General features: G+C 55.4%; 26 protein-coding genes and 2 pseudogenes. 15 read left to right on the top strand and 13 right to left on the bottom strand.

What is annotated here, in order from left to right:
* Positions 1-119 precede the first annotated feature (119 nt).
* The 3 genes and pseudogenes from N5J69_RS00760 (at position 120) to N5J69_RS00745 (ending at position 3,746) form a co-directional block, all read left to right on the top strand.
* Positions 120-839 carry an HPP family protein gene (locus N5J69_RS00760; protein ID WP_279767409.1) on the top strand — a complete coding sequence of 240 codons (720 nt, stop codon included), beginning with the start codon at positions 120-122 and terminating at the stop codon, positions 837-839.
* 243 nt (positions 840-1,082) lie between these two features.
* A pseudogene (locus N5J69_RS00755) lies at positions 1,083-2,425 on the top strand (MFS transporter).
* Complete coding sequence (locus N5J69_RS00745; RefSeq protein ID WP_279767401.1) at positions 2,403-3,746, top strand: enolase C-terminal domain-like protein; 1,344 nt, start codon at positions 2,403-2,405, stop codon at positions 3,744-3,746. The pseudogene N5J69_RS00755 and the gene N5J69_RS00745 overlap by 23 nt, the downstream one beginning before the upstream one ends.
* Positions 3,747-3,785: 39 nt before the next feature.
* Here the strand turns inward: N5J69_RS00745 and N5J69_RS00740 are convergent, their stop codons facing one another.
* Entirely contained in the window at positions 3,786-4,481 is a 696-nt protein-coding gene (locus tag N5J69_RS00740) for a CTP synthase (protein ID WP_279767400.1), read from the bottom strand.
* Positions 4,482-5,171: 690 nt separating this feature from the next.
* Between N5J69_RS00740 and dtpA the strand changes: the two genes are divergently transcribed.
* Both dtpA and gstA read left to right on the top strand, forming a co-directional pair.
* Positions 5,172-6,653: a dipeptide/tripeptide permease DtpA gene (gene dtpA / locus N5J69_RS00735; RefSeq protein ID WP_279767398.1), complete on the top strand. Its 1,482-nt coding sequence runs from the start codon at positions 5,172-5,174 to the stop codon at positions 6,651-6,653.
* 160 nt (positions 6,654-6,813) lie between these two features.
* A complete protein-coding gene (gene gstA / locus N5J69_RS00730; RefSeq protein WP_279767396.1) occupies positions 6,814-7,419 on the top strand; it encodes a glutathione transferase GstA in 606 nt (201 codons plus the stop codon).
* 32 nt (positions 7,420-7,451) lie between these two features.
* Here the strand turns inward: gstA and pdxY are convergent, their stop codons facing one another.
* The 4 genes from pdxY to N5J69_RS00710 all read right to left on the bottom strand — a co-directional run bounded on the left by pdxY (position 7,452) and on the right by N5J69_RS00710 (position 10,780).
* Complete coding sequence (gene pdxY, locus N5J69_RS00725) at positions 7,452-8,312, bottom strand: pyridoxal kinase PdxY (RefSeq protein ID WP_279767394.1); 861 nt, start codon at positions 8,310-8,312, stop codon at positions 7,452-7,454.
* A gap of 56 nt (positions 8,313-8,368) precedes the next feature.
* Positions 8,369-9,643: a tyrosine--tRNA ligase gene (gene tyrS / locus N5J69_RS00720; protein ID WP_279767392.1), complete on the bottom strand. Its 1,275-nt coding sequence runs from the start codon at positions 9,641-9,643 to the stop codon at positions 8,369-8,371.
* A 140-nt stretch (positions 9,644-9,783) separates the two neighbouring features.
* The gene (pdxH, locus tag N5J69_RS00715) at positions 9,784-10,440 is read right to left on the bottom strand and encodes a pyridoxamine 5'-phosphate oxidase (protein WP_279767390.1); all 657 of its coding nucleotides are present in this window, start codon (positions 10,438-10,440) and stop codon (positions 9,784-9,786) included.
* Positions 10,441-10,465: 25 nt separating this feature from the next.
* Entirely contained in the window at positions 10,466-10,780 is a 315-nt protein-coding gene (locus N5J69_RS00710; RefSeq protein ID WP_279767388.1) for an MliC family protein, read from the bottom strand.
* A 189-nt stretch (positions 10,781-10,969) separates the two neighbouring features.
* On the opposite strand from N5J69_RS00710, the gene N5J69_RS00705 reads away from it, so the two are divergent.
* The 4 genes from N5J69_RS00705 (at position 10,970) to N5J69_RS00690 (ending at position 12,709) form a co-directional block, all read left to right on the top strand.
* Positions 10,970-11,173 carry a hypothetical protein gene (locus N5J69_RS00705; RefSeq protein WP_013357757.1) on the top strand — a complete coding sequence of 68 codons (204 nt, stop codon included), beginning with the start codon at positions 10,970-10,972 and terminating at the stop codon, positions 11,171-11,173.
* Positions 11,174-11,541: 368 nt separating this feature from the next.
* The gene (locus N5J69_RS00700) at positions 11,542-11,775 is read left to right on the top strand and encodes a YgdI/YgdR family lipoprotein (protein WP_010245442.1); all 234 of its coding nucleotides are present in this window, start codon (positions 11,542-11,544) and stop codon (positions 11,773-11,775) included.
* 15 nt (positions 11,776-11,790) lie between these two features.
* The gene (locus N5J69_RS00695; protein WP_010245445.1) at positions 11,791-12,021 is read left to right on the top strand and encodes a YgdI/YgdR family lipoprotein; all 231 of its coding nucleotides are present in this window, start codon (positions 11,791-11,793) and stop codon (positions 12,019-12,021) included.
* A 415-nt stretch (positions 12,022-12,436) separates the two neighbouring features.
* Positions 12,437-12,709, top strand: coding sequence for a hypothetical protein (locus N5J69_RS00690; RefSeq protein ID WP_279767382.1), 273 nt, complete (start codon positions 12,437-12,439; stop codon positions 12,707-12,709).
* Positions 12,710-13,004: 295 nt separating this feature from the next.
* Here N5J69_RS00690 and N5J69_RS00685 read toward each other — a convergent pair whose 3' ends face one another.
* The 4 genes and pseudogenes from N5J69_RS00685 to umuD all read right to left on the bottom strand — a co-directional run bounded on the left by N5J69_RS00685 (position 13,005) and on the right by umuD (position 15,911).
* Positions 13,005-13,619 (bottom strand): TetR/AcrR family transcriptional regulator, encoded by a 615-nt coding sequence (locus N5J69_RS00685; RefSeq protein ID WP_279767379.1) that lies wholly within the window; start codon positions 13,617-13,619, stop codon positions 13,005-13,007.
* Positions 13,620-13,818: 199 nt separating this feature from the next.
* Positions 13,819-14,070 carry a hypothetical protein gene (locus N5J69_RS00680; RefSeq protein ID WP_279767378.1) on the bottom strand — a complete coding sequence of 84 codons (252 nt, stop codon included), beginning with the start codon at positions 14,068-14,070 and terminating at the stop codon, positions 13,819-13,821.
* A 150-nt stretch (positions 14,071-14,220) separates the two neighbouring features.
* Positions 14,221-15,489: pseudogene (umuC, locus tag N5J69_RS00675) on the bottom strand (translesion error-prone DNA polymerase V subunit UmuC).
* A gap of 2 nt (positions 15,490-15,491) precedes the next feature.
* Positions 15,492-15,911, bottom strand: coding sequence for a translesion error-prone DNA polymerase V autoproteolytic subunit (gene umuD / locus N5J69_RS00670; RefSeq protein WP_279767376.1), 420 nt, complete (start codon positions 15,909-15,911; stop codon positions 15,492-15,494).
* Between the two features lie 336 nt (positions 15,912-16,247).
* Here umuD and N5J69_RS00665 point away from each other — a divergent pair, with 336 nt between their 5' ends.
* Entirely contained in the window at positions 16,248-16,499 is a 252-nt protein-coding gene (locus N5J69_RS00665) for a hypothetical protein (protein WP_279767375.1), read from the top strand.
* A 109-nt stretch (positions 16,500-16,608) separates the two neighbouring features.
* Here N5J69_RS00665 and N5J69_RS00660 read toward each other — a convergent pair whose 3' ends face one another.
* On the bottom strand, positions 16,609-16,833 hold the full coding sequence (locus N5J69_RS00660; protein WP_033732545.1) for a hypothetical protein: 225 nt from the start codon (positions 16,831-16,833) through the stop codon (positions 16,609-16,611).
* A gap of 550 nt (positions 16,834-17,383) precedes the next feature.
* Here N5J69_RS00660 and N5J69_RS00655 point away from each other — a divergent pair.
* The 3 genes from N5J69_RS00655 (at position 17,384) to N5J69_RS00645 (ending at position 19,702) form a co-directional block, all read left to right on the top strand.
* Entirely contained in the window at positions 17,384-17,641 is a 258-nt protein-coding gene (locus tag N5J69_RS00655) for a biofilm development regulator YmgB/AriR family protein (protein ID WP_279767373.1), read from the top strand.
* Positions 17,642-17,927: 286 nt separating this feature from the next.
* Entirely contained in the window at positions 17,928-18,776 is an 849-nt protein-coding gene (locus tag N5J69_RS00650) for a manganese catalase family protein (protein WP_279767371.1), read from the top strand.
* Positions 18,777-18,838: 62 nt separating this feature from the next.
* A complete protein-coding gene (locus tag N5J69_RS00645; RefSeq protein WP_279767369.1) occupies positions 18,839-19,702 on the top strand; it encodes a glucose 1-dehydrogenase in 864 nt (287 codons plus the stop codon).
* Here the strand turns inward: N5J69_RS00645 and N5J69_RS00640 are convergent.
* Entirely contained in the window at positions 19,695-20,705 is a 1,011-nt protein-coding gene (locus tag N5J69_RS00640) for a UV damage endonuclease UvsE (protein WP_279767367.1), read from the bottom strand. The genes N5J69_RS00645 and N5J69_RS00640 overlap by 8 nt on opposite strands.
* A 101-nt stretch (positions 20,706-20,806) precedes the next feature.
* Here N5J69_RS00640 and N5J69_RS00635 point away from each other — a divergent pair, with 101 nt between their 5' ends.
* Positions 20,807-21,172 carry an MmcQ/YjbR family DNA-binding protein gene (locus N5J69_RS00635; RefSeq protein ID WP_279767365.1) on the top strand — a complete coding sequence of 122 codons (366 nt, stop codon included), beginning with the start codon at positions 20,807-20,809 and terminating at the stop codon, positions 21,170-21,172.
* An 85-nt stretch (positions 21,173-21,257) separates the two neighbouring features.
* Here N5J69_RS00635 and zinT read toward each other — a convergent pair whose 3' ends face one another.
* Complete coding sequence (zinT, locus tag N5J69_RS00630) at positions 21,258-21,905, bottom strand: metal-binding protein ZinT (protein ID WP_279768085.1); 648 nt, start codon at positions 21,903-21,905, stop codon at positions 21,258-21,260.
* Positions 21,906-22,296: 391 nt separating this feature from the next.
* On the opposite strand from zinT, the gene katE reads away from it, so the two are divergent.
* Complete coding sequence (katE, locus tag N5J69_RS00625) at positions 22,297-24,561, top strand: catalase HPII (protein ID WP_279767363.1); 2,265 nt, start codon at positions 22,297-22,299, stop codon at positions 24,559-24,561.
* A gap of 114 nt (positions 24,562-24,675) precedes the next feature.
* Here katE and N5J69_RS00620 read toward each other — a convergent pair whose 3' ends face one another.
* Positions 24,676-26,334 carry a methyl-accepting chemotaxis protein gene (locus tag N5J69_RS00620; RefSeq protein WP_279767360.1) on the bottom strand — a complete coding sequence of 553 codons (1,659 nt, stop codon included), beginning with the start codon at positions 26,332-26,334 and terminating at the stop codon, positions 24,676-24,678.
* Positions 26,335-26,461 lie beyond the last annotated feature (127 nt).

Below are 26,461 nucleotides of genomic sequence, written 5' to 3'. Positions count from 1 at the left end.
TCCGGCCGCCACGGCCCGCCCGAATACCGGCACAGTTTGTCGGGTTGTTACATTGACGTTGATGATGGAAAATCGCCGCCCTGACGATAAGAAAATGTTATGACCCGGTGAGTAACGTAATGAACAAAAGCCCTTCTGCAGGAAGGCATCCTCTGCGCCTGTTTCTGGCGCGTCTCTGGCCGCATCCGCTGGCCGTGAGTAAAAAGCATGTGATGATCGCCGCACTGGGTGCGGGCACTGGCCTGGTGCTGACCAGCCTGCTGAGCCACTGGGTGCTGGGCGAACTCAACCTGTGGTTTGTCGCCCCGGTTGGCGCATCGGCGGTGTTGCTCTTTGGTCTGCCTGCCAGTCCGCTGGCTCAGCCCTGGGCAATCGTCGGCGGCAATAGCCTGTCAGCGCTGGCGGGCGTCACGGTCAGCAATCTGATACCCGATCCGGCCATCGCCTGCGGTATTGCGGCCTGTGTGGCGATTCTGCTGATGTTCCAGCTGCGCTGCCTGCATCCGCCCGGCGGCGCGGTGGCCCTGACCGCGATTCTGGGCGGGCCTTCAGTACAACAGCTGGGCTATCACTTTGTTCTGACGCCGATCCTGCTGAATTCGCTGACGCTGGCGCTGCTGGCCCTGCTGTTAAACAATCTGGCCGGTCGCCGCTATCCACATCCGCTGGCTCCCGCAGAGGTTAAACCTGAGCCCGTCGCCATGCCGGTTCCGCTGACGCGTGCCGATCTGCATCAGGCGTTACAGGATGGTGAACTGCTGGATATTGACGAGGATGATTTGCAGGCGCTGCTGCTGCGTGCCGAAGAGATTGCCCTGCGTCGTCAGTTAAGCGGCTGACACCGGCGCACCTTTCCGTGCCGTTTCTGCACGCTATGCTGTTATCTCAGCGAAGGAGCGGCTTTGTGATGTTGATCGCCGCCACAGTTTTGCTCAGCCGCTGCGCCTTGCTTTTCCAGTAACATATTGATAACACAACCGCCCAGGCCGGACGCCCATCCGGTCCTGGGCGGATGCCCATAGAGCCCGCCTTTTCAGCGCCCTACACTTTGCTCTTCTTTACGTTTCTCATGAGGAAGATCGATGGATAGCGCCCTGTCCCCGCAGCACGATGAGCTGATCGCCTCCGCCATCAAAAAATTCTTCACCCACATCATTCCGATGCTGGTGGTAATGCTGATCATCAATCAGATCGACCGCGCCAACATTGGTTTCATTAAAGCCGAGCTACGCACCGATGCCGGGATCAGCGCCGCCGCCTTCGGTCTGGGTGCGGGCCTCTTTTTCATCGGCTATGCGCTGTTTGAAGTGCCGAGCAATATGATGATGAAGCGCTTTGGCGCACGCGTCTGGCTGACCCGCATCATGATTACCTGGGGCACGGTGGTGGTCATGACCGGCTTTGTCACCTCGCCCATCCAGTTTTACCTGCTGCGCTTCTTGCTCGGCGTCGCCGAAGCGGGTTTCTTTCCTGGCGTGCTGTTCTATTTCCGTCAGTGGGTGCCGAATGCCTGGCGCGGCCGGGCCACCGCGATGGTGCTGAGCGCTACGGCGGGCGCGTTTCTCTTCTCCGGGCCGATTACCGGCGCAATCCTGATGATGCACAATTTTTCAGGGATAGCGGGCTGGAAATGGGTGATGTTTATTGAGGGTGGTGCCTCGGTGCTGGTCGGCATTCTCGCTGCCTGGGTACTGGTATCGCGTCCTGCTGATGCGCGCTGGCTGAGTGATGCGGAGAAACAGGCGCTGGTGCAACAGCTTAATCATGAGGAGGCACAGCGTGACGCGCTGAACCGCGAGCCGGGCAAAATGTCGCTGTTGCGCAATCGCAGCCTGCTGTTCTTCTGCGCCCTCTTCTTCACGATGACCATGACCGGCTATACGCTGGTGTTCTGGCTGCCGCAGATTATTCAGCGCATTCAGGGCTTCAGCAGCTTTGGCATCGGGATGCTTACCGCTGTGCCGTGGCTGTGCGCCTTATCGCCATCAATCTGCTGAGCCGCTTTTCAGACCGCCACCGCGACAGACTGGATAAAGCGCTGGGCGTCGCCATGCTGGTGGCAGCCTGCGGCACGTTTATGGCCACGCTGGGTTCTCCGTGGTTTGGCTTCCTGGCGATGATCGTGGCCTGTATCGGCTCGAAAGTCAGCGCGACCTTTTTCTGGCCGATGCCTCAGGGTGAGCTACCCGCCTCTATTGTCGCGCCGGGTATTGCGCTGGTGAATTCAGTGGGCAATCTTGGCGGCTTTTTCGCGCCGACGGTGTTTGGCTATCTGGAGATGAAGACCGGCTCCACCACCGGCGGCCTCTATGCCCTCACCAGCGTTTCGCTGCTGACCGGTCTGTGGCTGCTGCTGCGTCGCAGGCCGTCCCCGCCGTCCCTCGATCCTTTGGAGAATCAACATGTCAGACAGTCCAGTCATTAAAACAATGCGGGTCGTGCCGGTCGCCGGATATGACAGCATGCTGCTGAACATTGGCGGCGCGCACAACTGTTACTTTACCCGCATCCTGGTGATCCTGACTGACTCGGCAGGCCGCACAGGCGTTGGCGAAAGCCCCTGTCACGCGTCAACGCTGGCGCTGCTTGAACGTTTTCGCTCACAGATTGAGGGCAGCGAACTGCTGCGACTGAATGCGACCATCGCCACCCTTTTTGCCAGTGATGCACGACATCAGCAGACCGCGCATACCGATGACATCCACATTCCGCAGATGAACCCGGAAAAATTCTACAATGCCACTGCGGCGATTGAAGCCGCGCTGCTTGATCTGATGGGCCAGCACCTGAATCTGCCGGTTGCCGAGTTACTTGCCAGCGGCAAACAGCGCGATCGCGTGCCGGTGCTTGGCTATCTGTTCTATATCGCTGACCGCAACCTGACCAGCATGAACTATCAGCCAGGCCAGGCTGGCGGCGATGCCTGGCTGCAGCTGCGGCATGAAAAAGCGATGGACACCAAAAGCGTAGTGCGGCTGGCGGAGGCCGCAGCCGAACGTTATGGCTTCCGCGATTTCAAGCTCAAAGGGGGTGTACATCACGGCGACGTCGAGGTCGAAACCGTTAACGCCCTGCTCGAACGTTTTCCGCAGGCGCGGGTCACGGTCGATCCCAATGCCAGCTGGTCGCTGGACGAGGCGATTTATTATGGTAAACAGCTGGCGGGTCGCATTCCCTATCTGGAAGATCCGTGCGGCGCGGAGCAGGGTTATTCCGGCCGGGAAACCCTGGCCGAGTTTAAACGGGCCACCGGTATTCCGGTCGCCACGAATATGATCGCCAATGACTGGCGACAGTTGCAGCATGCGTTGCAGCTCAATGCTATCGATATTCCGCTGGCCGATCCGCACTTCTGGACGATGCGCAATGCGCATACGGTGGCTCAGCTCTGTCATGAGTGGGGTCTGACCACCGGCTGCCATTCTAATAACCACTTTGATGTGTCACTGGCGATGGTGGCGCACCTGGGCGCTGCTGCACCAGGCGATCGCCTGACGGCCTTTGATACGCACTGGATCTGGCAGGATGGACAACAGCTGACGCAGGATGCGCCACAGATTCGGGATGGACACCTGGAGCTGCCAGAGGGGCCGGGGCTGGGCATCACCCTGAATATGACGCGGGTTGAAGCGGCTCACGCGCTTTATCATTCGCTGCCGGATAAAAATCGTAACGATGCGCTGGGCATGCAGTTTCTGATCGATAACTGGTCTTATAACGCAAAACGCCCGGCGCTGCTGCGCTGACAGGCTGCAGCCTGTGACAGTGTCACAGGCTGACCCCATTTAGCGATGTGCCAGCGCCGCCTGCATCCAGGCGATCACCAGAGGCGATTCTTTTTCCTGCAGCGCAGCGCGTTCTGACTGGAACAGGGTCGCAACAAAGAAAGGATGATCCGGCAGCTCGACCCCGCGTACGTCACCCGCCTCATCCCAGGCGGTAATGCGCAGCGTGTTGTCGCCCAGCGCAGCACTGAATGCCGGGTTAACCCCAAAGTTACAATGATAGCCTTCATCGCTTTCCAGCGTGCCATAGGCCGTGGCAATACGCGAACCGGGTTCGAACCTTACCGCGCCGCGCTGCTCCACCAGCGAACAGCTCAGCGGCGCGATGACCATGCGCCCACCGGTGTCGGTTTCGGCATGACTGGCATCGTGCCAGCCCAGGACATTGCGCGCATATTCGATCACCGCATACTGGAATCCACCGCAGGAGCCCAGGAAAGGCTTTCCGCTTTCCCGTGCCCAGCGAATCGTGTCGAAAACGGCATCATCATCATGATAGGGGCTGCCGGGCACCACCCAGACGGCGTCACTGTGCCTGAGATCTGACTCACCGAGTTTTTCGGTGGCAATCCATTCAGCATTAACAGTGATGTTCAGCCAGCGGGCAGCACGTTCAATCGCAAGAGGTATGGCCTGGTGGGCAACCGCATCCGCGCGGTAGTCACCCACCAGAGATAAACGCAGGGGAGATAACATGTGGTGATCCTTTCCGGAGAAATTAAGAGGTTACAGGAATGTTAATTACCTGTCGAGCAGTCTGAAAGCCGTATCCTTTCACGGCCACTTCGCACAGGGAGACTCAGATGATGCATCCCTTTCTGGCAGCCCATTTCCCGTTTCTCCAGCGCCACTTTTTTCAGATTCAGGCTGCCAACAGGGCTTTTTCTGCCCCCCTGCGCCGCAACGCAATCGTTTTCTTGTTTTGCTTTCTGAATTAAATCCCCGGTTTGTGCTCTGGATCAGCCATTGTATGCTTTGCCGTCAAACGAGACGCATTAACGCTTACTTTTTCGACATATTGCCTGGATAATGGCCGGAAACTTCCTGTTAATGCTGCCATGAAAATCTGCGGCAACCGTTTCATCTGGATAATTCCCCATTAGCAGTTAATGTTAAAATCATCCAGTGCCTCGCTTGTATTCAGTTGATCTACACTGAGATCATCTTTGTCATCAATATTAAAATCTGAGCAACAGTTTGTTATAAGGTTTTTAACCCTGGATTATCAGCTCAGACAGGTTTCGAGAAAATTCTTGCCCTGCCGCCCGTAATCAGCCAAATTAGTCGCCGCTTTTCCCTTCTAATAACAATCTCGCGCATGAAAAACTCACATGACGCGGACTTAATTGCTGTCCCGAAACAGGGTATGAAAAAACTGAGGTACATGTGTCAACTGCAAACAAACACACTGATGAGGCTGTCAGTCTCAATGCGTTTAAACAGCCAAAGGCGTTCTACTTAATCTTCTCGATTGAGTTATGGGAACGTTTCGGCTTCTATGGCCTGCAGGCCATTATGGCGGTTTACCTGGTGAAGCAGCTGGGGTTGTCTGAATCAGACTCCATCACCCTGTTCTCTTCATTCAGCGCGCTGGTTTATGGACTGGTCGCCATTGGCGGCTGGCTTGGCGATAAAGTGCTGGGCACCAAGCGTGTCATTGTGCTGGGCGTGCTGGTGCTGGCGCTGGGTTATGCGCTGGTGGCGTTCTCCGGTCATAACGTCAGCATCGTCTATATCGGTATGGCGACTATCGCCGTGGGCAGCGGCCTGTTCAAAGCCAACCCCTCTTCGCTGCTCTCCACCTGCTACGAAAAAGACGACCCGCGTATCGACGGTGCCTTCACCATGTTCTACATGTCGATCAACATCGGTTCGCTGTTTTCGATGATGCTGACCCCGTGGTTAGCGGCTAAATATGGTTACAGCGTTGCCTTCTCGCTGTGCGTTATCGGTCTGATCATCACGCTGTTTAACTTCCTGTTCTGCAAACGCATGGTCAAGGATTACGGTTCTAAGCCGGACTTCGCACCCTTACAGGTCGGAAAACTGCTGATGACGCTGGTTGGCGTAGTGGTGTTAATCGCGCTGGCAAACTGGATGCTGCATCATCAGGCTATTGCCCGACTGGTGCTGGCGGTGATTGCGCTGGGTATCGTGCTGGTGTTCGCTAAAGAAGCCTTTGCACTGCACGGCGCAGCGCGTCGTAAGATGATTGTCGCCTTCCTGCTGATGGTGGAAGCGATTCTGTTCTTCGTGCTTTACATGCAGATGCCAACGTCACTTAACTTCTTTGCTATCCGCAACGTTGAACACAGCATTCTCGGCATTACCTTTGCGCCAGAGCAGTTCCAGGCACTGAACCCGTTCTGGATCATGCTGGCCAGTCCGCTGCTGGCGGCGCTCTATAACAAGCTGGGCGATAAGCTGCCTATGCCGCACAAATTTGCCTTTGGTATGGTGCTCTGCTCCGCTGCGTTCCTGGTGCTGCCGGTGGGCGCGAAGTTCGCCAGCGAGGCCGGTATCGTGTCTGTTAACTGGCTGATTCTGAGCTATGCCTTGCAGAGTATCGGTGAGCTGATGATCTCCGGCCTCGGCCTGGCGATGGTGGCACAGCTGGTGCCACAGCGTCTGATGGGCTTCATTATGGGGTCCTGGTTCCTGACCACCGCAGGCGCGGCGGTCATTGCCGGTAAAGTGGCTAACCTGATGGCAGTGCCTGAAAACGTGACTGACCCGCTGATTTCGCTGGCGACCTACAGCCGCGTCTTCCAGCAGATTGGTATTGCGACCGCCGTCATCGCCCTGTTGATGCTGATTACGGCGCCGTTACTGAACCGTATGGCGCAGGATCCTGACGCCAAAAAATAACGTGCAGGCAATCGCTGTTCTGACACGAATCAGCCGGGCTCTGCCCGGCTTTTTTTATCGCTGACCTTTTTCCCTCGCCAATCCCTGATCCTTATCACTGGTAATTCCATCCTGAGCCTTTACTATGCTGTGATCCCATTGCAACAAGGAGTACATGGTCATGAAACTGTTTTGCAAAGCAGGAGCCTGCTCTCTCTCCCCACACATTGTTATGCGCGAATGCGGTCTCGACTTCACTCAGGTGGGTGTTGACCTGGCAACAAAACTCACCGAACGGGGCGACGACTTCCGCCAGATCAATCCTAAAGGCCAGGTGCCCGCGCTGCAGCTCAACGACGGCTCCGTGCTGACAGAAGGGGTTGCCATTGTGCAGTATCTGGCGGATCTCAAGCCCGATCGCCATCTGCTGGCACCGGTCGGCAGCCTGACGCGTTATCACACCGTGGAGTGGCTCAGCTACATCAGCAGCGAGCTGCACAAAAGCTTTGGGCCGCTGTTTCGTCCCGGTTACTCTGATGAAGTGAAAGCGCAGACCCGCAGCCAGCTGGAGGCAAAATTCCGCTATGTCGATGAATCATTGCGCGACAGGCAGTGGCTGATGGGCCTGCATTTCAGCGTCGCCGATGCTTATCTGTTTGTGGTGACGCGCTGGGCAAAAGCACTGGGACTGGATTTGTCCGGCTTTACGGCGCTGCAGGCGTGGTTTGATCGGGTTGCGGAACGTCCTGCGGTGCAGGCGGCGCTTAAAGCGGAAGGCTTAGCCTGAGTGAACAGGGCCGGTTTACCGGCCCTGATGCGTTATAACTTTTCTGCCGCGAAGTGCTGCGTCGGACTGGCAATGGCATCCTGGGCCGCCACCAGCTGCAGCTCATACTCACCCATCTGATGGGTTTTCAGCATCACCTCATACACCGCTGCGGTAACGTGCTCCAGCGCATCCTGCAATGATTTCCCGTGCAGCAGATTAACCAGCAGCAGACCGCTGGTCAGATCGCCCACGCCAACCGGCTGACGAACACCGAAATCGACCAGCGGACGGCTGATGTGCCAGGCGTCTTCCGCCGTCACCAGCAGCATCTCAAAGCGATCGCTGCGACGACCGGCGCGTGCCAGGTGCTTCACCAGCACCACGCGTGGCCCCTGGGCAATCAGCGCCCGTGCAGCCTCTACGGCCGCGTCGACGTCGGTGACGGTGCGTTCGCTCAGCATCTCCAGCTCAAGCAGGTTCGGGGCAATAATGTCGCTGGCAGGCATCGCCATTTTGCAGTGAAACTCCGCCACACCCGGTGCCACGATGCAGCCTTTCTCCGGGTGACCCATCACCGGATCGCAGAAGTACCAGGCATTGGGGTTAGCCGCTTTAACCTGACGAACGATCTGCAGAATCTGCTCGCCCTGCTCTGCCGAGCCCAGATAACCGCTCAGCACCGCGTCACAGGTCTTCAGGCGGTCGATATCCGCAATGCCTTTAACAATGTCGGTTAAATGCGTTGCAGGCATCACCGTGCCGGTCCAGTGGCCATATTGCGTATGGTTGGAAAACTGCACGGTGTTCAACGGCCAGACGTTTGCCCCCAGGCGGCGCATCGGAAACTCAGCCGCTGCGTTACCGGCGTGACCAAAAACAACGTGCGACTGAATCGCTAAAATATTTTTCACTTGTTTGCCCTGTCCTGCCTTGCCATAAAAAAGGGCCGGAAACCGGCCCTGAAATCTTACTGCCAGTTAATCAGGCAGTAATGTTTCTTACCGCGACGCAGCAGCGTATAGCGGTTAAACAGTTTGTCGCTGTCACTGAAGCGGTATTCCGCATCAGACTGCTTTTCACCATTGAGTGAAACGGCATTGGAGCCGATCATGGTGCGGGCCTGACCGCGGGACGGCACCAGTTCGGCTTTTACCAACGCCTGCTGCAGATCATCGTCAGCGCCCAGCACGATGGTTGGCATCCCATCCTGCGCCAGCTGCTCGAAGTCAGCTTCGGTCATGTCGCTCACGGAGCCGGAGAAGAGACTGGCCGTGATGCGTTTTGCCGCCGACAGGCCCGCTTCGCCATGCACCAGACGCGTCACCTGCTCAGCCAGCACATACTGCGCACGTGGCGCGGTGCCGCTGTTTTTGTCTTCTTCTTCCAGCGCGTTGATCTCTTCCATGCTCAGGAAGGTGAAGAACTTCAGGAAGCGATAGACGTCCGCATCCGCCGTATTGATCCAGAACTGATAGAACTTGTACGGGCTGGTTTTCTTCGCATCCAGCCAGACTGCGCCGCCTTCGGTTTTACCGAATTTGGTGCCGTCAGACTTGGTGATCAGCGGAACGGTCAGGCCAAACACCTGGTTCTGATGCAGACGGCGGGTCAGATCGATACCGGAGGTGATGTTACCCCACTGATCAGAGCCACCAATTTGCAGCGACACGCCGTGACGCTCATTCAGGCAGGCGAAGTCATAACCCTGCAGCAGATTGTAGGAGAACTCGGTAAAGGAGATGCCCTGGTCATCACGGTTCAGACGCTGCTTCACCGCTTCTTTATTGATCATCTGGTTAACGGAGAAGTGTTTGCCGATGTCACGCAGGAAAGTCAGCACGTTCATGCTGCCAAACCAGTCGTAGTTATTGGCGGCGATTGCGCTGTTGCTGCCACAATCGAAATCCAGGAAGGGTGCCACCTGCTGGCGGATCTTCTCAACCCATTCGTTGACCGTGTCGCTGGTATTAAGTTTACGCTCTGCGGCTTTGAAGCTCGGGTCGCCAATCAGGCCGGTTGCACCCCCGACCAGCGCCACCGGCTGATGGCCGGCATCCTGAAAACGCTTCAGGCAGAGCAGCGGAACCAGATGGCCCAAATGCAAGCTGTCAGCAGTGGGGTCAAAGCCGCAATAGAGCGAAATTGGCCCCTGCGCCAGTTTCTCTGTTAACGCGTCTTCATCCGTCACCTGGGCGATAAGGCCCCTCTCCTGCAATTGTTGTATCAGGTTACTGCTGGTCATTACTGACTCCAAATTGATCAGACTGCACCTATGCTGGTACACAGCTTTCCGCTGAGTTGCGGAATCGAAAAAAATGAGGGCTATAGCATAAAGCGCTGACGCTTTCTGTGCCAGCGCTGATAGGGAAGAATCGTGCAGATTCAGGGTGCCAGACGGTCGATTTTCCAGCCGTCGTGATCGCGCTGATAGATGAAACGATCGTGCAGACGATGTTCGCCCCCCTGCCAGAACTCCAGCGTGTGAAATTTCACCCGGTAGCCACCCCAGAAGCTGGGCAGCGGCACGTCGCCCTGCTGGAACTTCTGCTTCAGCTCAAGGAATTTCCCTTCCAGAATGCCGCGTGCTGAAATCCGGCTCGACTGCTTAGAGACCCAGGCACCAATCTGACTGTCGCGCGGGCGGCTGTGGAAATATTTCAGCACCTCCAGCGGCGACAGTTTTTCCACTTCGCCCAGCACCATCACCTGACGCTCCAGGTAGTGCCACGGAAAGTGCAGGGAAATGCGCGGATTGTGCGCCAGCTGCAGCGCCTTGCGGCTGCCAAGGTTGGTGTAAAACACCATGCCCTGCGCATCAAAGTGTTTCAGCAGCACAATACGCTGCCACGGCTGGCCCTGCTCATCCACGGTTGCCACGGTCATTGCCGTGGGATCGGGCAGTTTTGCTTCACAGGCCTGGCTCAGCCACTGTTCAAACAGGGCTATGGGATCGTCCGGCAGATCCTTACGACGCAATCCGCCGCGGGTATATTCACGCCGCAGATGGGCAATGGTGTGTAGCGTTTCGCTGTCGCTCATAATGCTCGCCTATTCAGATAAAAAATCAGCTGGCAGGTTGCAGCTCACAATCATTCACAACGATTTTATCGTTTCGTTCGATAAATGCGCCGTTTCCTTTGGACCAGAACACATAGGTGTTGTCACTGTAGCGTGCGCCGGACGCGGATACGGTCTGCTTCAGCGTCAGGGGCTGGCCATCCATGATGAAACTCACCTGCTGCTGCGCCTCGTCCAGCGTCACGGTCAGGGGTAAGGTTCCGCAGCGATAGTGCAGGGTCTGCGGCGACGGCGGCTGTTTATGCATCAGGCTACAGCCCGACAACAGCAGCACCGCGGCAACGGTTAATCCTTTCAACATAAGCGGGTCTCCTTCATGAGTGAAGCTGGCATTATAAGAAGGATTTGACGCGAAGTAAGTGGGAATCCACGCCAAACGGGTGGATGCTGTCAGTCAACCTGAATTATTGCGCGTTTTCAGGCGGTTGTCTGAATGCACAGGCCGCATTCTCAGGCTACGCTCTATAGATCACAAGCGAGGGAAACAAACATGAAATTTGATAACGAAGATGCATTTAAGCTGGCAGTGGCATTTATGAACCACAAAGAGAACGCCACCGTCGCCAGCAGCTACTTTAAAACCTTTATCGACACCTACCAGAAATTTGACCGCTGGCTGAGCGCGTCCGACCCGGTCAGCGCCATGAAAGCGGAAAAAGCGGCAGCCAAAGCGGGTGAAGACTCCCTGCTTTGATTCCTTTTTTTACTGGCCCGATAGTCAGCGGAATATCGGGCCAGTAAATATCAGCCGCCGTTAACCCTGACGCAGACCCGTCCCCCTGAAAACAGGCTGGCTTTAACAAAGACTATCGCCCCGCCTGCTGTACCCGTTTTCTACGCTGTCATCACGTTTATTCCAGCCCGGTAATGCTTTCGCGGAAACGGTATAAACAGCCACGCACATTTGCAATAAATGCTATTGCCCGCCGTTATCTCCGCTAATCGGCGCGATCGCCCCTGTTTTTGTCTAAAAAAGCGGCAGCGAAGCGCGACAGGGCCAGCAAACTTTATAAAGCCGTCTATGCTCTAAACGTCTGGTTATACTTCATGGAGTTGAAAAAAATGAAAATGAAATCTCTGTCAGCTATTGCTTTGCTGGCGCTTTCTTTAGGTACGCTGGCAGGTTGCGCCTCGAATCAGTCGATTAAGACCACCGATGGCCGCACCATTGTCACTGATGGCAAACCGCAGATTGATTCCGACACGGGTCTGGTTTCTTATCGCGATGCTCAGACAGGAAAAACTGAGCAAATCAACCGCAATGAGATCAGTAATATGAGTGAACTCGACAACTAATATAAGGTGAATAAGATGAAAAAAGCGTTGATTTTACCTCTCGCCGCATTGATTGGTATGACCGTATTAACCGGCTGCACCCGTACCAGTTATGCGATTCAGACCAACGATGGACGCACCATTATTAGTGATGGCAAGCCTTCTGAGTCAGATGCCGGTCTGCTGGCCTATACCGACGCCAATGGCGTGAAGCAACAGATTAATAAAGCGGATGTTAAAGCGGTCTCTGAAGTACCGAAGAAATAACCCCGCGCTCAGCTAATTTAATAAAGCCGCCTGCGGGCGGCTTTATTTTTGCCTGCGTTTTGCGTGAAATATAGCTCGACAGGCCCCCTGCCCTCTGCGTCTGAAATCAGAAATATCTGTTATGCCCTGGCAATAATATTGCAGGTGGCATAATAACACGCGTGATTTACCTGTTTCTTACCTATCTGAATTTCAGGCAAGATTTACTGTTTTTAACCAGCATAATAGCTCAGCCTGATTCTGCCGAAAAAAGACCTGCTGTTTTTATTGTTTGTAATTAGCAGGTTATCGCTTCGCTTAAAGGTTCAGTTTATTTTTAAAAATTTCAACTGATTTCACCGGCGTTTTCCGTTCTTTTCGTCCAGCGCGCCTTTAACTAGAATATTTGTATCGCTATTTAATCAGGAGGTCGCTGATGGTTTATTATGACAAAGCAGTCGGTCATATCATTCTTGGTGAAGCCGCTATTAATCTGGCGTTCGAAGAGCAGGAGATCACGCTGGTGTCACTGATTCGGCAGCTGGGTGTAATGGCTGAAAACGAGCGCAGCGATGAGCGCGTCGCGCAGATTGGTGATGCGCGTAACTGGCTCAAAGGCTTTATTGAAGATGCAACGCGAGACCGCGCTGAACTGAACTGGCTGGTTGAGACCGGACAGGCTCCGGTTTTCCTTAAAGATTACCGCTAACGCTCTGACAGCGTACGCTGCCGGTTCAGGGTGCCAGGTTTCGCCTGGTGCCTTTCAGCTTAATCATCTGTTTTTCTGTTCACACCGCGAAGGCTTACAGATTGCACACATCCAGCGAGGGCAATGGCTGTCACGTGTGTCTGTACGATGGCGGTGTTCACCAGACAGGCCGTAACTTCACGCTACCGGGCAAAGCGTACAACCCGCCACATAAAAAAGCGCACGGCAGACGTTTTCTGTCCGAAAACGCCGGTCGGGGGGACATGCCTGTTTATTGATTGCCCCCCCGTAACGATTACCCCAGCACTTTCAAGGCCAGCGCCAGCGTCTGCTCTTCATGCGTCACATCACCGACCTTTCCTGTTACCCGCATACCAAAGGCGATGCAGAGGATCAGACCCGCTGCCGCTTCACGATTCAGCGTGTTGTCGATTGAGCCATCCTCTTGTCCCAGCTCCAGCAGCGAAACCAGGAAGCGTTGATTACGCCGAACCACCTCATCAATGCGCTGCGCCAGCGCCTGATCCATTGTCTGCAACGCAATGGCGCTGGCGACGACCAGACAGCCGCGCCGTCCTTCGGTCGCACGTGCCGAATCAAGGTAGAACTGCAATAGCTCGGTTATTTTTTCCCGCCCGCTGACGCAGGGTGCCAGACGACGACGCAGTTCGGTATTTCTCAGCAACAGATAACGTTCAAACACCTGCAGAAAGAGCGAGCGCTTATCTTTAAAGGCCTTATAGATGCTGCCTGCGGAGAGGTTCATCGCCTCACCCAGATCGCTTATTGATGTCGCGTGGTACCCTTTTTGTCGGAAAACGATCATGGCGAGATCCAGAGCCTGTTCGATATCGAACTCTCTGGGACGTCCCCGCTCTTTGTTTTTATGCGCTGTCGCTGTCGTGATCATTGTTACCGGTCTGGGAAGTCAGTTCCTGTCAGAATCAGCCGGGATTCTATCCCAGGCACAGGCAACAAGTATACACAGCGGAGATCAACCAGCAGCACGCCACTGACGGATGTCCGTTTCCGTCGCGGCATGCTCAGCGGTTATGGCCTCGCAACCCGGTACAGGTTACGGGCAATCCGGTCACAATTCATTCAGATTATCACGCTGTCTCCTGGCGGCGATCTGCCCGTTGCCGGGCATTTATTTTGATCAGCCATAACATAAATTGCTTGATAAGCTGGCTGGCGTGGTTGTCGTTGTCAGCAAAACATAAAAAGAGCCGGGTTTTTATCGTGCTGTTATCGTCGACCGCGTAAATCTCATAGTCGTCGTGATGGCGGGATTTTATGATTGCTGTGAAATGTATTGCGGGCCAGAGCATGACTCTGGCTTCAAATTCGCTGAAATTCATTATATTTACCTGGTTATTTTTTTAAAATACCCGACGAAAAACTACTCATCGGGCCAGGCAAAGCATAACTTCCTGCCTCTTTAATCACGTGATAAAAAAAGCTTTTAGCCTCTGCTGCTGACAGAGCAGCAGAGGAAGCCGGGCCAGCGCTTATTTCAGCGCAACCACCGGCAGATCCGTTATCCGTGTGGTATAGGCAGGTGACAGCATCTCGCGCTTCATCGCCCAGGCTTTGTTAATCCCCTGCCCGGCAAACCACAGTTTTCCGCTGCCGAGCGTATTCATTTTATCAATCAGCTGCATCAGCTCCTAGCTGTTGCGGCGCGGCTGATGCTCATCAAACAGATCAAGCTGGGCTACACCCTGACTGAAAAAATCCCCCAGCACGATACCCGCCTTGATGTAGCGATGGCCCTCAATCCAGATATTATCCAGACACGCCATCGCCACGCCGATAATGTCGCGCGTATCCTGCGTCGGGCTCAGCAGCTGGCCGGTGGACTGATTGCCATAAAAGGGTTCATCTGTAGCATGGGGGCTGGTACGCACAAAGACCCCGACCTGACGGCAATACTGGTTCCCGCGACGCAGCTTCTCTGCCGCACGCTCAGCATAGGCACAGACGGCTTCGCGCATCTGGTCATAATCGGAGATGCGGCTGCCAAACGAACGCGAACACATAATTTGCTGCTTATCCGGTGTCACTGACTCCAGTTCCAGACAGGATTCGCCACGCAGCTCTCTGACGGTGCGCTCCATCACCACGCTGAACTGTTTGCGAATGGACTCGGTACTTTGATCGGCCAGATCTTTCGCCGTCATGACGCCCATAGCGTTAAGCCGTTTGCCGATCCGGTGGCCCACGCCCCAGACGTCGGCCACATCAATCAGCGCCAGCAGTTTTTTCTGTCGTTCGGGGTCCGACAAATCAACAATGCCGCCGGTTTTGCTCCACTTTTTGGCCGCAAAATTCGCCAGCTTGGCCAGCGTTTTGGTCTGTGCAATGCCGACGCCGACGGTCAGGTGGGTCTCTTTGCGAATCCGCTCTTTGACCTGGCGGCCAAAGGTCTCCAGCGCCATGCAGTTCTGCACGCCGGTAAGATCCATAAACGCCTCGTCGATCGAGTAGATTTCTACCGAGGGGGCCAACTCTTCGAGGATGGTCATCACCCGATGGCTCATGTCAGCATAGAGCGCATAATTTGAGCTGAAGACCTGCACCGCATGACGCGTCAGCTCTTCACGCATTTTAAAATAGGGCGCGCCCATTTTGATACCGGCTTTCTTTGCCTCGGCGCTGCGCGCAATCACACAGCCGTCGTTATTCGACAGCACCACCACCGGTTTGCCTTTCAGATCGGGCCGGAAAACGGTTTCACACGACGCGTAAAAGCAGTTCACATCAACCAGCGCAAACATGGTCAGTGCGTCGATTTGATAACAAAGGTCACAACACCAAACACCTCCAGCGCATCTTCGGTCCGGATAGCGATCGGTTTAAATTTGGTGTTCATCGGCATCAGTTGCAGGCAGGGATGAAGCTGAAGACGTTTAACGGTAAATTCACCGTCGACGGCGGCTACCACGATATCGCCGTGTGAGGCGGTGAGCGAGCTGTCGACCACCAGCATGTCACCATCATTGATGCCCGCCTCAATCATCGACTCGCCGCTGACGCGAACAAAATAGGTGGCGCTGGGGTGCTGCACCATCAGTGCATTGAGATCGATACGTTGTTCAACATAATCCTGCGCCGGGGAGGGAAATCCGCACGGCACACGTTCGATATAAAGCGGTAAAGGCAGAACGGCGCGAATGTCCGCAGGTTTAATGAATTCCATAATGTCACTCCTTTCTCAGATTACTGTATATAAATACAGTAATGGCTAATCCCCCTTTTAATCAAGTGACACAGAAGGTTTTTAAGCAAAGGAGTTGATGGTAATACCTTTTTTTTAACCCTTTTTTTCTCCCTGCTGTGAGAGTAAGCGAAAACGGGTTACTTTCGCCGCAGCGCGGAAACTTCAGCGTTTTTTTCTTACAGTAACTAATCTTATAAATTCACCCGCTGATTATTTTTACTTAAGGAAAATCTGACAACGGCTCTGTGGCATTCGCTGAGGTTTGAATATTAAGAGCGGGCTGGTTATTCTGCCTTTTTTACGCCTGGAGGGGTTATGACAGACGACGATCGAATCAAACATCTGGAAGAGGCAGTCGCGCAGTTAACGGTTGAGACAACGGTATTAAAAGCGATACTCGGTCAGCAAATTGCGCTGAATAATCTCAACTACAAAGGAAAGTTTGATGATGTGCTGGCCGCGCTGGCGAAAGAATATGCCGAACGCGGTCTGGAGGAAGGGAATAATCAGGCAATCCATGACGCCCTGCGTCAGTATATTAAGTATGAGCCACCCGGCATGGAATAAACGGGCGTTCCGGCAGCGTCTGCCTGCCGGACGGTATCCGCTCCTGAACCCGGCCATTCCCCGGACCTGCCCCGTCCCGGCAGCAGCCTGAGACACAGCAGGTCAGTGATTAGGCCTGGCTATCACTCTCCAGCGCATCCTGAATCGCATCGGCCAGATTACCAATTTCATTCGCCACAGCCTGCAGGTCCCAGGAGGCTTTTGAGCCGGTTGCTGACGTTGAAGCGCTGACAGACTCCTTTGCCACTGACAGCGCAGCCGCCACAGCGACCGAACGTTTATGTTGTTCCTGCGTGACGCCCGCAGGCGGAATCGCAAAATAGTCGTGAACCATGATCATTTCCTTGTGATAAATAAGGGCTCAACCTTAGCCTTCTGCATCAGGCGTGGGAAGTGAATTATGTGGCATGACCTGCCGGACGGCCAGGATTGCAGCAATTGTGTTGCCGCATGCTTCTTTCCCGCGTAAAAACCTGTACAGGCTGTACAGGTTTTTACGGAAACCTTTTGCCTGAATGGCCCCTGTAACGTTTTTACCGGGCAACAGGCAAACAGCAGACACTCACCGCCAGACGTGACCACCGCCTCTGAATTCTGATTAACACACTGAATTTAATCAGATAACACCAAAAAACCCGCAGCACGCTTGTGATCTATCTTCCCGCCACCTCCTCTGACCAGTGACTTTTTATCAGATTTTATTGTACAACTTTGTCATTCTTGTATAACTTTGTCTCGTGATGTTAAATCACTTGTAACGAGCGTGCTTTGCACCGCATCTGAAGGTGTTGTGGATTTCCACCTTCAGATGCAATTTTTTTTGCGTCAGCCGGTCACCGGATCTGAATCAACCCATTCCACCCCCATTTTTTATGAGGCCTGACATGCAAACAACGATGAATACAGAGTCTCAGATTGCTGATTATTTCATGAACTCTGATGCCGCACTGACCACTGAAAAACAGGTGATCGCCGCAGTCCATGCTGAACTTGCCCATGCGAAAGCGCATGTCTCTGATAAAGACATCGTGCTGGGCCTGATTCACCGCCTGGAGAGCGAGCGCGACGTGGTTAAGCAGGATATTTACCGTCAGGCTCTTGAACATGTTCTGCAGCGTTCAGCGGCCACCAGCGAAAGCTAAACACCTGTGTCTGTTATGACGGAACGCGAATTAGCACGGATGTTTTCCGGTATGGAATTAGCCCCTTTTCAGGGGCTTTTTTATTTCTGCTGCGCCCCGCCACCTGCCTGTTTCTCACCTCCCGCATTGCCTGCCTGTCGGGCCAGATATAGCTCTACTATTTACCTTTTTTGCCGCTTATTTCACCTTAAATTCCGATTAATTGCTCTCGTTCCGCTTTATTTATCCGTTATCTGTGTCCAGGCTTTTTCTGCATCCACTGCAAACACAGACGAGGAAAATAACCATGTTTCATCATTCATCAAAACTTCAATTCCCGGTTCGTGTAGAGAAGCCCGATCCAGAGTTTGCCATGCTGTTACAGCAGGCCATCGGCGGCGTCGAAGGTGAGATTCGTGTAGCGATGCAATACTTTTTCCAGGCGATGGGCGCACGGGGTGATGCACGGATTCGGGATCTGCTGATCTCTACCGCCACCGAAGAGCTGAGCCATATCGAAATGCTGGGCTACGCCGTGGCGCTTAATCTTGAAGGTGCCCCGCTCTCTTATCAGGAAGCGTCAGCGAAAGATCCGGTCGTTAATGCGATTCTGGGCGGCATGAATCCGCGCCATATCCTCTCTTCCGGTCTGTCGGCGATGCCGGTTAACGCCAACGGCGTGCCGTTCGACATGAGCCATATTTACGCCTCCGGCAACGTGGCAGCCGATATGCTGGCTAACGTCACCGCAGAAGCCACGGGCCGCGTACTCGCTACCCGGCTCTACAACATGACCGAAGATAAAGGCATGAAGGATTTCCTCTCCTTCCTGATCGCCCGTGACACCATGCATCAGCAGCAGTGGCTGGCGGTGATTGAAGAGATGGGCGGGCTGAACGCGTCGCTGCCCATCCCGAACAGCTTCCCGCAGGAACTTGAGGCGCAGGAGCACTCTTACTACTGCCTGAATACCTCCCTGGATAAACCGCTGCCGGAAGGTCGCTGGAGCAATGGCCCGGCTTACGATGGTCATGGTCAGTTCAGCGCGAAACAGCAGCCCGACATTCTGGGTGATGAGCCTGTGCTCGGCAATGCCCGTCCCGGTTCCGGTGCGCAGTCAGAGCAGATTGACGGCATCACCCCGCCGAAACCTTAAGGTTCGCCTGTCAGGGCCCGCTGCCCTGACAGGTTTTTCCCATCTTTTTATGGAGGAATGTCATGTCATCCACGCAGCGTCCACACCCCCCTTTCGCGCCGCAGCAGCAGGCGTGGCCTGGCAGCACCGCCGCGATGCAGCCACAGCCCGATCACGGTGAAGAGAGTTATCAGGGTTCCGGCCGTCTGGCGGGTAAAAAAGCGATTGTGACCGGTGGCGATTCCGGTATTGGCCGGGCGGTCGCCATTGCGTTTGCCCGGGAAGGGGCCGATGTGCTGATCTCTTATCTTGATGAGCATGAGGATGCGCAGGATACCGCCCGCCTGGTCGAGGCCGCTGGATCGGTCGCACTGCTGGTGCCAGGCGACATTACCAATGCGGCACACTGCAACGCGCTGGTCGATAAAGCGGTTGAAGCCTTTGGTGAGATCAACATTGTGGTGAATAACGCGGCGTATCAGATGACGCGCGAATCGCTGGATGAGATCAGTGACGACGAGTTTGATCGGACCATGAAAACCAACCTGTACGCGATGTTTTACATCACCAAAGCGGCAACGAAGCATATGCCTGCAGGCGGGTCGATCATTAATACGGCGTCGATTAATGCTGACCAGCCGAAACCGAAGCTGCTCGCCTACTCTGCCACCAAAGCCGCGATCGTTAACTTCTCCGGCGGCCTGGCCGCCCTGCTGGCGGAGAAAGGCATCCGGGCCAATGCGGTCGCACCCGGTCCTATCTGGACACCGCTGATCCCGTCGACCATGCCGGTCGAGCAGGTGAAAAACTTTGGCAGTGAAGTGCCGCTGCAGCGTGCCGGTCAGCCTGCTGAGCTGGCACCCACCTACGTGATGCTGGCCAGCGATGAAGCCAGCTACATTTCCGGGGCCACTGTCGCCGTCACGGGCGGCGTCGCGATTATTTAACGCCCGCCGATTCCCTGGCCTCTTCGGTCAGGGGATCCTTTATCAGCTTCTGTGCCACTCCCCACCGCCAGAGCGGCTCCCGCGCCAGATTTTTCATTTTCACTTCGCACATGATGTCGAAAGCCTGAAACGACAGCGCCCATCCGTTCAGCGTCGGATTAAAGAAGTAGTCGGCGTGCGCCCGCAGTTTGCTTTTACTCACGCCCAGCTGCTGCTGATCGGGCCAGCCCTGCTGCGGAATAAGGCCCTCCTGCGAAATCGAGTAGTGCAGCACCGGGCGCACACCGCGCCACGAATCGATAACCCTGGCAACACGCGCGTCATCCGGCTGAATAAATTCACTCTCTTTGACCCAGTGATGGTGAATATCCAGTACGACCGGGCAGAGCGGTGCCGCCTGTAGCACGTCATCCAGCGAGCAGGAGATCTCATCATTCTCAACCGTCAGCATCAGCCGCGCCTCCGGGCTGAGCTGATTAAACGACCGCTTAAAGCCGTCGAACCCCGCCTTGCCGTTCATATGAATGTTGATTTTAAAATCCTGGAAGGTCTTGCCGTAGCCCATCAGACAGGCGCAAAGCGTGTGGTACTCCACATCCTCCAGCGCCCGCATCACTACATCAGGATTATCAGACGCCAGCACGGTATATTGTCCCGGATGGAATGAGAGCCGGATGTTGTGCGCCCGCGCCAGCTCACCACAGCGGGCAAACAGCGGATAGAGCTCAGGCAGAAATTCCGCAAACAGCGGTGTCGCTTCGGGCACCGTGTAAAGTGGCAGCAGATCGCTGCCGATACGCATCATCCTGAGCGACACCGGTAACGTGGCCAGCTGCTCAAGCGTCAGGTAGAGGTTATTAAGGTTGGTAACGGTGATCTCATGGACCAGCTGATAACGTTCAGCGTGCGGTAAACTCAGAAATCGTTTACGGGTGGTCGCGCGAAACGGGAAAAACTGTTTGCCGTCGCTATTGAGATACTTACATGCAAAGCCTAATTTCATGTCTGCTCCTGATTTATGCTTATCAGAAGTGTAACAGGCCTCTGGCGACCAGCCAGTCGCGGGCCACAGAGGCAGGCTGAATAATGACAGGGAGAAAGACTATGCAAGGTCACGCGATCCAGCGCATCGCTATTGACGCGGCTGAACGGCTGCCCGCCGCCGAGTCGGGCTACCCTTTCGGGCCGGAACATCAGGTCTATAAAGTGTGTGGAAAAGTGTTTTTACTGCTGACCGAACTGCGGGGTGTGCCGATTATCACCCTGAAATGTGAACCGCAGCAGGCGGAGCTGCACCGGGTGATCTACCCCTCGATCACCGCCGGTTACCATATGAATAAACGCCACTGGATCACGGTTTATCCCGGCGACGGCCTCTCGCCAGGCCTGATTCAGCAGCTGGTTGAAGAGTCATATCAGCAGGTAGTGCGCGGCATCCCCGTTTCACGCCGCCCGGTCTGGGTAGGCTGACAGGGCGGCCGCTGGCCGGGGGAAAGACGGCGACTATCAACCTGACCCGTTGTTACCCGCAGGTTGTGCGCTCTTCGCCCTGCTCTTAGTGGTGCAGCATCTCCTCTAATACCTCTGCATTCATCATCTGGTAGGGATAATAGGTCGGCCAGTTGTCCATCTCTGCCAGCAGCGCCTGCTGAGACTCGCTACCCATAAAGATGTGGAAATGAGCAGACTTACGCGGCCCGATAGTATGGTCGCTGAACTGCACATATTTCGGGGCTTTACTGCTGGCGTCCTGACACTCAAACAGATAGCGCACCCCTTTTTTGCCCGAGCTGTAGGTCAGGATCTTATGGCCTGCATAGCGATAGTGGCAGGCGCTGACCTGTTCGCCGACGTGAAACTCCATCACCCCATTTTCGATACCAATGGTATCGACGTTAGTGGCGTAACCTTTGCGATAATAGGCTTTGTACTGCTCTGCCGTTTTGCTGTTGTCCTGCTGCGCTTTCTTCTGCCAGACCGGGTCCAGCTCCCCGCTTTGCAGCAGCGGATAGACCGACTGCCACAGTCCGTCCCAGTCAGAGAGCGAACGGTCTTTCACATCACTGTCAGCAAAGACCCCAGCCGCTGCTTTCTCTTCCATCGCTGACAGCGGTTTTCCGTGAGAGTGACCGCCATGTGCCTGCGCCTGCTGACCGATCAACAACGCCGCTATGACCCCTAACCACTTACCTGCATGATTCACCACAACCTGACTCCTCAGTAAACGTTACAAAATGAAATGTTATGATATAACATTTCTACATTCAACCCGTAATCGTCTTTACCAACATTAAATTTGTTTATGATTAAATCGGCTTTTCAGCATCCTTACAGGGTGGCGTGGCGGGCAAACAAGGCGAAGGGAAATACCCTACTGTTCGTATAGCGGGCGCGGCCTGACGCACAGCTAAGCCAGACGGCACAAGGCATGGATAAGCGAAGCGACACTGCGTGCCCACTGGTTAGCGCACATTTCCAGCCGCATGAAAAAGGCGCAGTCAGCGGCATTAAATCCCCTGTTTATACTCATCATTGTTCAGGTTGTTCTATATTTAGTGTCGCCGAACGTAAAATAACAGCTGGAGCATGGATTAATGTCGAAAGAAACCGAGAAGAAACCCCTGAGCGAACGCGCACCCACCACCGGCCCGGAATCATCAGCGCCGGGTCTGGGATCGCTGGCACCGAAAGATGGTTCGCATCAGCCCTCAGCCGAACCGACCCCGCCAGGCAAGCAGCCTACCGCCCCAGGCAGCCTGAAAGCGCCACAGACCCGCAACGCCAAACTTGACCAGCTTGAAGCCAGCCGCAAAAACGGCACCGACCGCGCCCTTACAACCAACCAGGGCACACGCATCGCCAACGATCAGAATTCACTGCGTGCCGGTTCGCGTGGTCCGACGCTGCTGGAAGACTTTATTATGCGTGAGAAGATCACGCATTTTGACCATGAGCGTATCCCGGAGCGTATCGTGCACGCCCGTGGCTCTGCCGCACACGGCTATTTCCAGCCGTATCGCTCCCTGAAAGATCTGACCAAAGCGCAGTTCCTCAGCGATCCGGAGCAGACGACCCCGGTCTTCGTGCGCTTCTCCACGGTTCAGGGCGGTGCAGGTTCTGCGGATACCGTGCGTGACATTCGCGGTTTCGCCGCCAAGTTCTACACCGAAGAGGGTGTGTTTGACCTGGTGGGCAACAACACGCCGGTATTCTTTATTCAGGATGCCCATAAATTCCCTGACTTTGTGCACGCCGTGAAGCCGGAGCCGCACAATGAAATCCCGCAGGGCCAGAGCGCCCATGACACCTTCTGGGATTACGTCTCCCTGCAGCCGGAAACCATGCACAACGTGATCTGGGCGATGTCTGACCGCGGTATCCCGCGCAGCTATCGCACCATGGAAGGCTTTGGTATTCATACGTTCCGTCTGATTAACGCCGAAGGCAAAGCGACCTTTGTCCGTTTCCACTGGAAGCCAGTGGCCGGTAAAGCCTCGCTACTGTGGGATGAGTCGCAGAAACTGACCGGTCGCGATCCCGATTTCCATCGCCGTGACCTGTGGGAAGCGATCGAAGCCGGTGATTTCCCGGAATATGAGCTGGGTCTGCAGCTGATCCCGGAAGAAGACGAGTTCAAATTCGACTTTGATATTCTTGATGCCACCAAGCTGATCCCGGAAGCGCTGGTGCCGGTTGAGATTGTAGGCAAGATGGTTCTTAACCGTAACCCGGACAACTTCTTTGCCGAAACCGAGCAGGTAGCGTTCCACCCAGGCCATATCGTGCCGGGCCTCGACTTCTCCAACGATCCACTGCTGCAGGGCCGCCTCTTCTCCTATACCGACACGCAGATCAGTCGTCTGGGCGGACCGAACTTCCATGAAATCCCGATCAACCGTCCGACCTGCCCTTACCATAACTTCCAGCGCCAGGGCATGCATCGTCAGGATATCGACACGAATCCGGCGAACTACGAGCCGAACTCGATCAACGACAACTGGCCACGCGAAACGCCCCCGGCGGCGAAGGGCGGCGGCTTCGAGAGCTACCAGGAGCGAATTGAGGGCCATAAAGTACGCGAACGCAGCCCGTCATTCGGTGAGTATTATGCGCAGCCGCGCCTGTTCTGGCTCAGCCAGACGGAGGTGGAGCAGCAGCATATCATCGGTGCTTATTCGTTTGAGCTGAGTAAAGTGGGACGCGCCTACATCCGTGAGCGTGTAGTCGATCATCTGGCACGCATCGATCTCAAACTGGCGCAGGGCGTGGCGGATAACCTCGGCATCGCCCTGACCGATGAGCAGCGCAACATCCAGCCACCGGCTGCGGTGAATGGCCTGACCAAAGATGACAGCCTGAGCCTTTACGCCATCCCGGATGGTGAGATCAAAGGCCGTCAGGTGGCGCTGCTGCTGAGCGATGGCGTGAAAGCCGCTGATGTGCTGGCGATTTTGCAGGCGCTTAAAGCCGAAGGGGTACACGCCAAACTGCTGGCTCCGCATATGGGTCAGGTGCGTGCTGATGACGGTTCTGTACTGCCGGTCGATGCGACCTTTGCCGGTCTGCCGTCTCTGACCTTTGATGCGGTAATCGTACCGGATGGCAATATCGATGCCCTGCTGTTAAGCGGCGATGCCCGTTACTTCCTGCTGGAAGCCTATAAGCATCTCAAAGTGATTGGTCTGGTGGGCAACGCGCGTCGCTTTAAAGCGCAGTTCGGCCTGGAAGATGCCGATCAGGAAGAAGGCATTGTGCAGGGTGACTCGGCAGAGATCGCGCTGCTGTCTGAGTTTACTCAGGCCATGAAAGCGCACCGTGTCTGGTCCCGCAGCCAGAAGGCACAGTCTGTCCCGGCCTGATGCAGCAGCATGATGCTGAGTGAATAAAGAACCGCCCCCGTGGCGGTTCTTTTGTTATGGCTGCCGGACTGGCAGGGTTGCGTTAAAGCGCCCCGCCAGTCCGGCATTCGGCAGTCAAAAAGTCTGCCAGTTCTCATTGTCCGACACTGCGGCAGGCTGACGTGCTGGCACGGTGGTCGCCTTCGCTGTCGGGGCGGCAGCGAAGGCCGCGTGCAGAGTGCCGGTTTTAAAGACCGAGACTGTTTTACGCAGGTAGCTCGCCTGCTCCTCCAGCGAGGCCGCCGCACTGGCGGACTCCTCCACCAGCGCGGCGTTCTGCTGCGTCACGCCATCCATTTCCGAGACCGCAATGCAGACCTGCTCAATACCACGCGTCTGTTCCGTCGAAGAAGCGGCGATCTCTTCGATCAGCTGCGTCACCCGGCTCACCGATTTGACAATGCTCTCCATTGCGATGCCCGCCTGAGAAGCATGACCGGCACCGGTTTTGATCCGCTCTGCTGAGCGGTCGATCAGGCCACGAATTTCCTGGGCGGCGCTGGCGCTGCGTCCGGCCAGCGAGCGGACTTCACCCGCCACCACCGCAAACCCACGGCCCTGTTCACCGGCACGTGCGGCTTCAACGGCGGCGTTAAGCGCCAGAATATTAGTCTGGAAGGCGATGCTGTCGATAATGGCGATAATCCCGGCGATCTGATTCGAGCTTTCGCTAATCTGGTCCATATTAGCGATAACACGGGCGACGGTCTCACCGCCCTGCCGCGCCGTGGCTGACGCCTCTTTTGATACCGTTGTCGCCTGCTGCGCATTATCTGCGTTGAGTTTCACCGTTGAGGTGAGCTGCTCCATACTGGCAGCGGTCTGTTCCAGCGCGGCGGCCTGCTGTTCGGTACGGGAGGAGAGATCGGTGCTGCCGGCAGAGATTTCCGCGGCACCGGTGAAGATAGAGCGGGTAGCGTCATCAACCGAGGTAATCGTCGTCACCAGCGCATCACGCATCTGCTGCAGCTCCTGAATCAGCTGGCCCATCTCATTGCGGCCTTCATGCTGAATCGCAGAGGTTAAATCCCCCGCCGAGATAGCGCGCATATGGCCGGTCAGCCTGCCCAGCGGGTTAATCAGCAGCTTCTGCAGTCCAATCCAGACCGCCACGCCAATCACGCCGGTGATCAGCCCGATGGTCAGCAGCGCCCAGAGTGCATCCGTCAGGCTGCGCTGGTTGTGCAACGAAGTGTCTTTCATCAGCTGGATGTTCACCGCACGCCAGGCCTCATAGGCCGTGTCGAGCTGGTCCTGCGCCGCCTGGGCTTCGAGGTTGCCATAAGCCGGGTAATTACCCTGCTTCAGAAAGGTAATGGAAGCCAGCATGGTGTCGCGCATCTGCTGATAAGCGGTCTGAACCTGGGCCGACTGGGCTTCGCTCTGTCCCGCTTTACGCGGCATTGCCTGCCACGCTTTGAAGTCTGCATTCGCTCTTTCCGCTGACTGACCCGCCTGCGCCAGCAGCGCCGCCATCGCTGCCAGGGATTTTGGGTCCTGCTGGTTTTTCAGAAAGCGGATCGCTACGCGGTTGATGGTGACGCGGGTTTTGATCAGGGTTTTCACGGCATCACTCAGGTGCTGCTGTTGCAGCGTCAGCTGCTCTGCGGCCACGAAGTTTTTGTCGGCTTTTGAAACGCCGTTGTAAAACAGAAATCCGGTCAGGGTCAGTAACGTGATGAAGACGGCAAGCACCGCCAGAATACCGTGGGTAATTTTAAGATTTTTAAGCATGTCCGCAGACTCATATCAGAGAAGATAAAACTGTTATCGGCCAGCGTGGGGTTTATCTGAGTGCCGCACCCGAGAAGGTGATCAGCCGTACAGCGCCGGGCGCAGCCAGCAGGGCGTTCACGGCAGA

It is taken from the genome of Pantoea sp. GD03673, from assembly GCF_029844725.1.
Lineage (GTDB): Bacteria > Pseudomonadota > Gammaproteobacteria > Enterobacterales > Enterobacteriaceae > Pantoea.
Note: the sequence above shows the minus strand (reverse complement) of the source record. Positions and strands in the feature narration are given on the sequence as shown.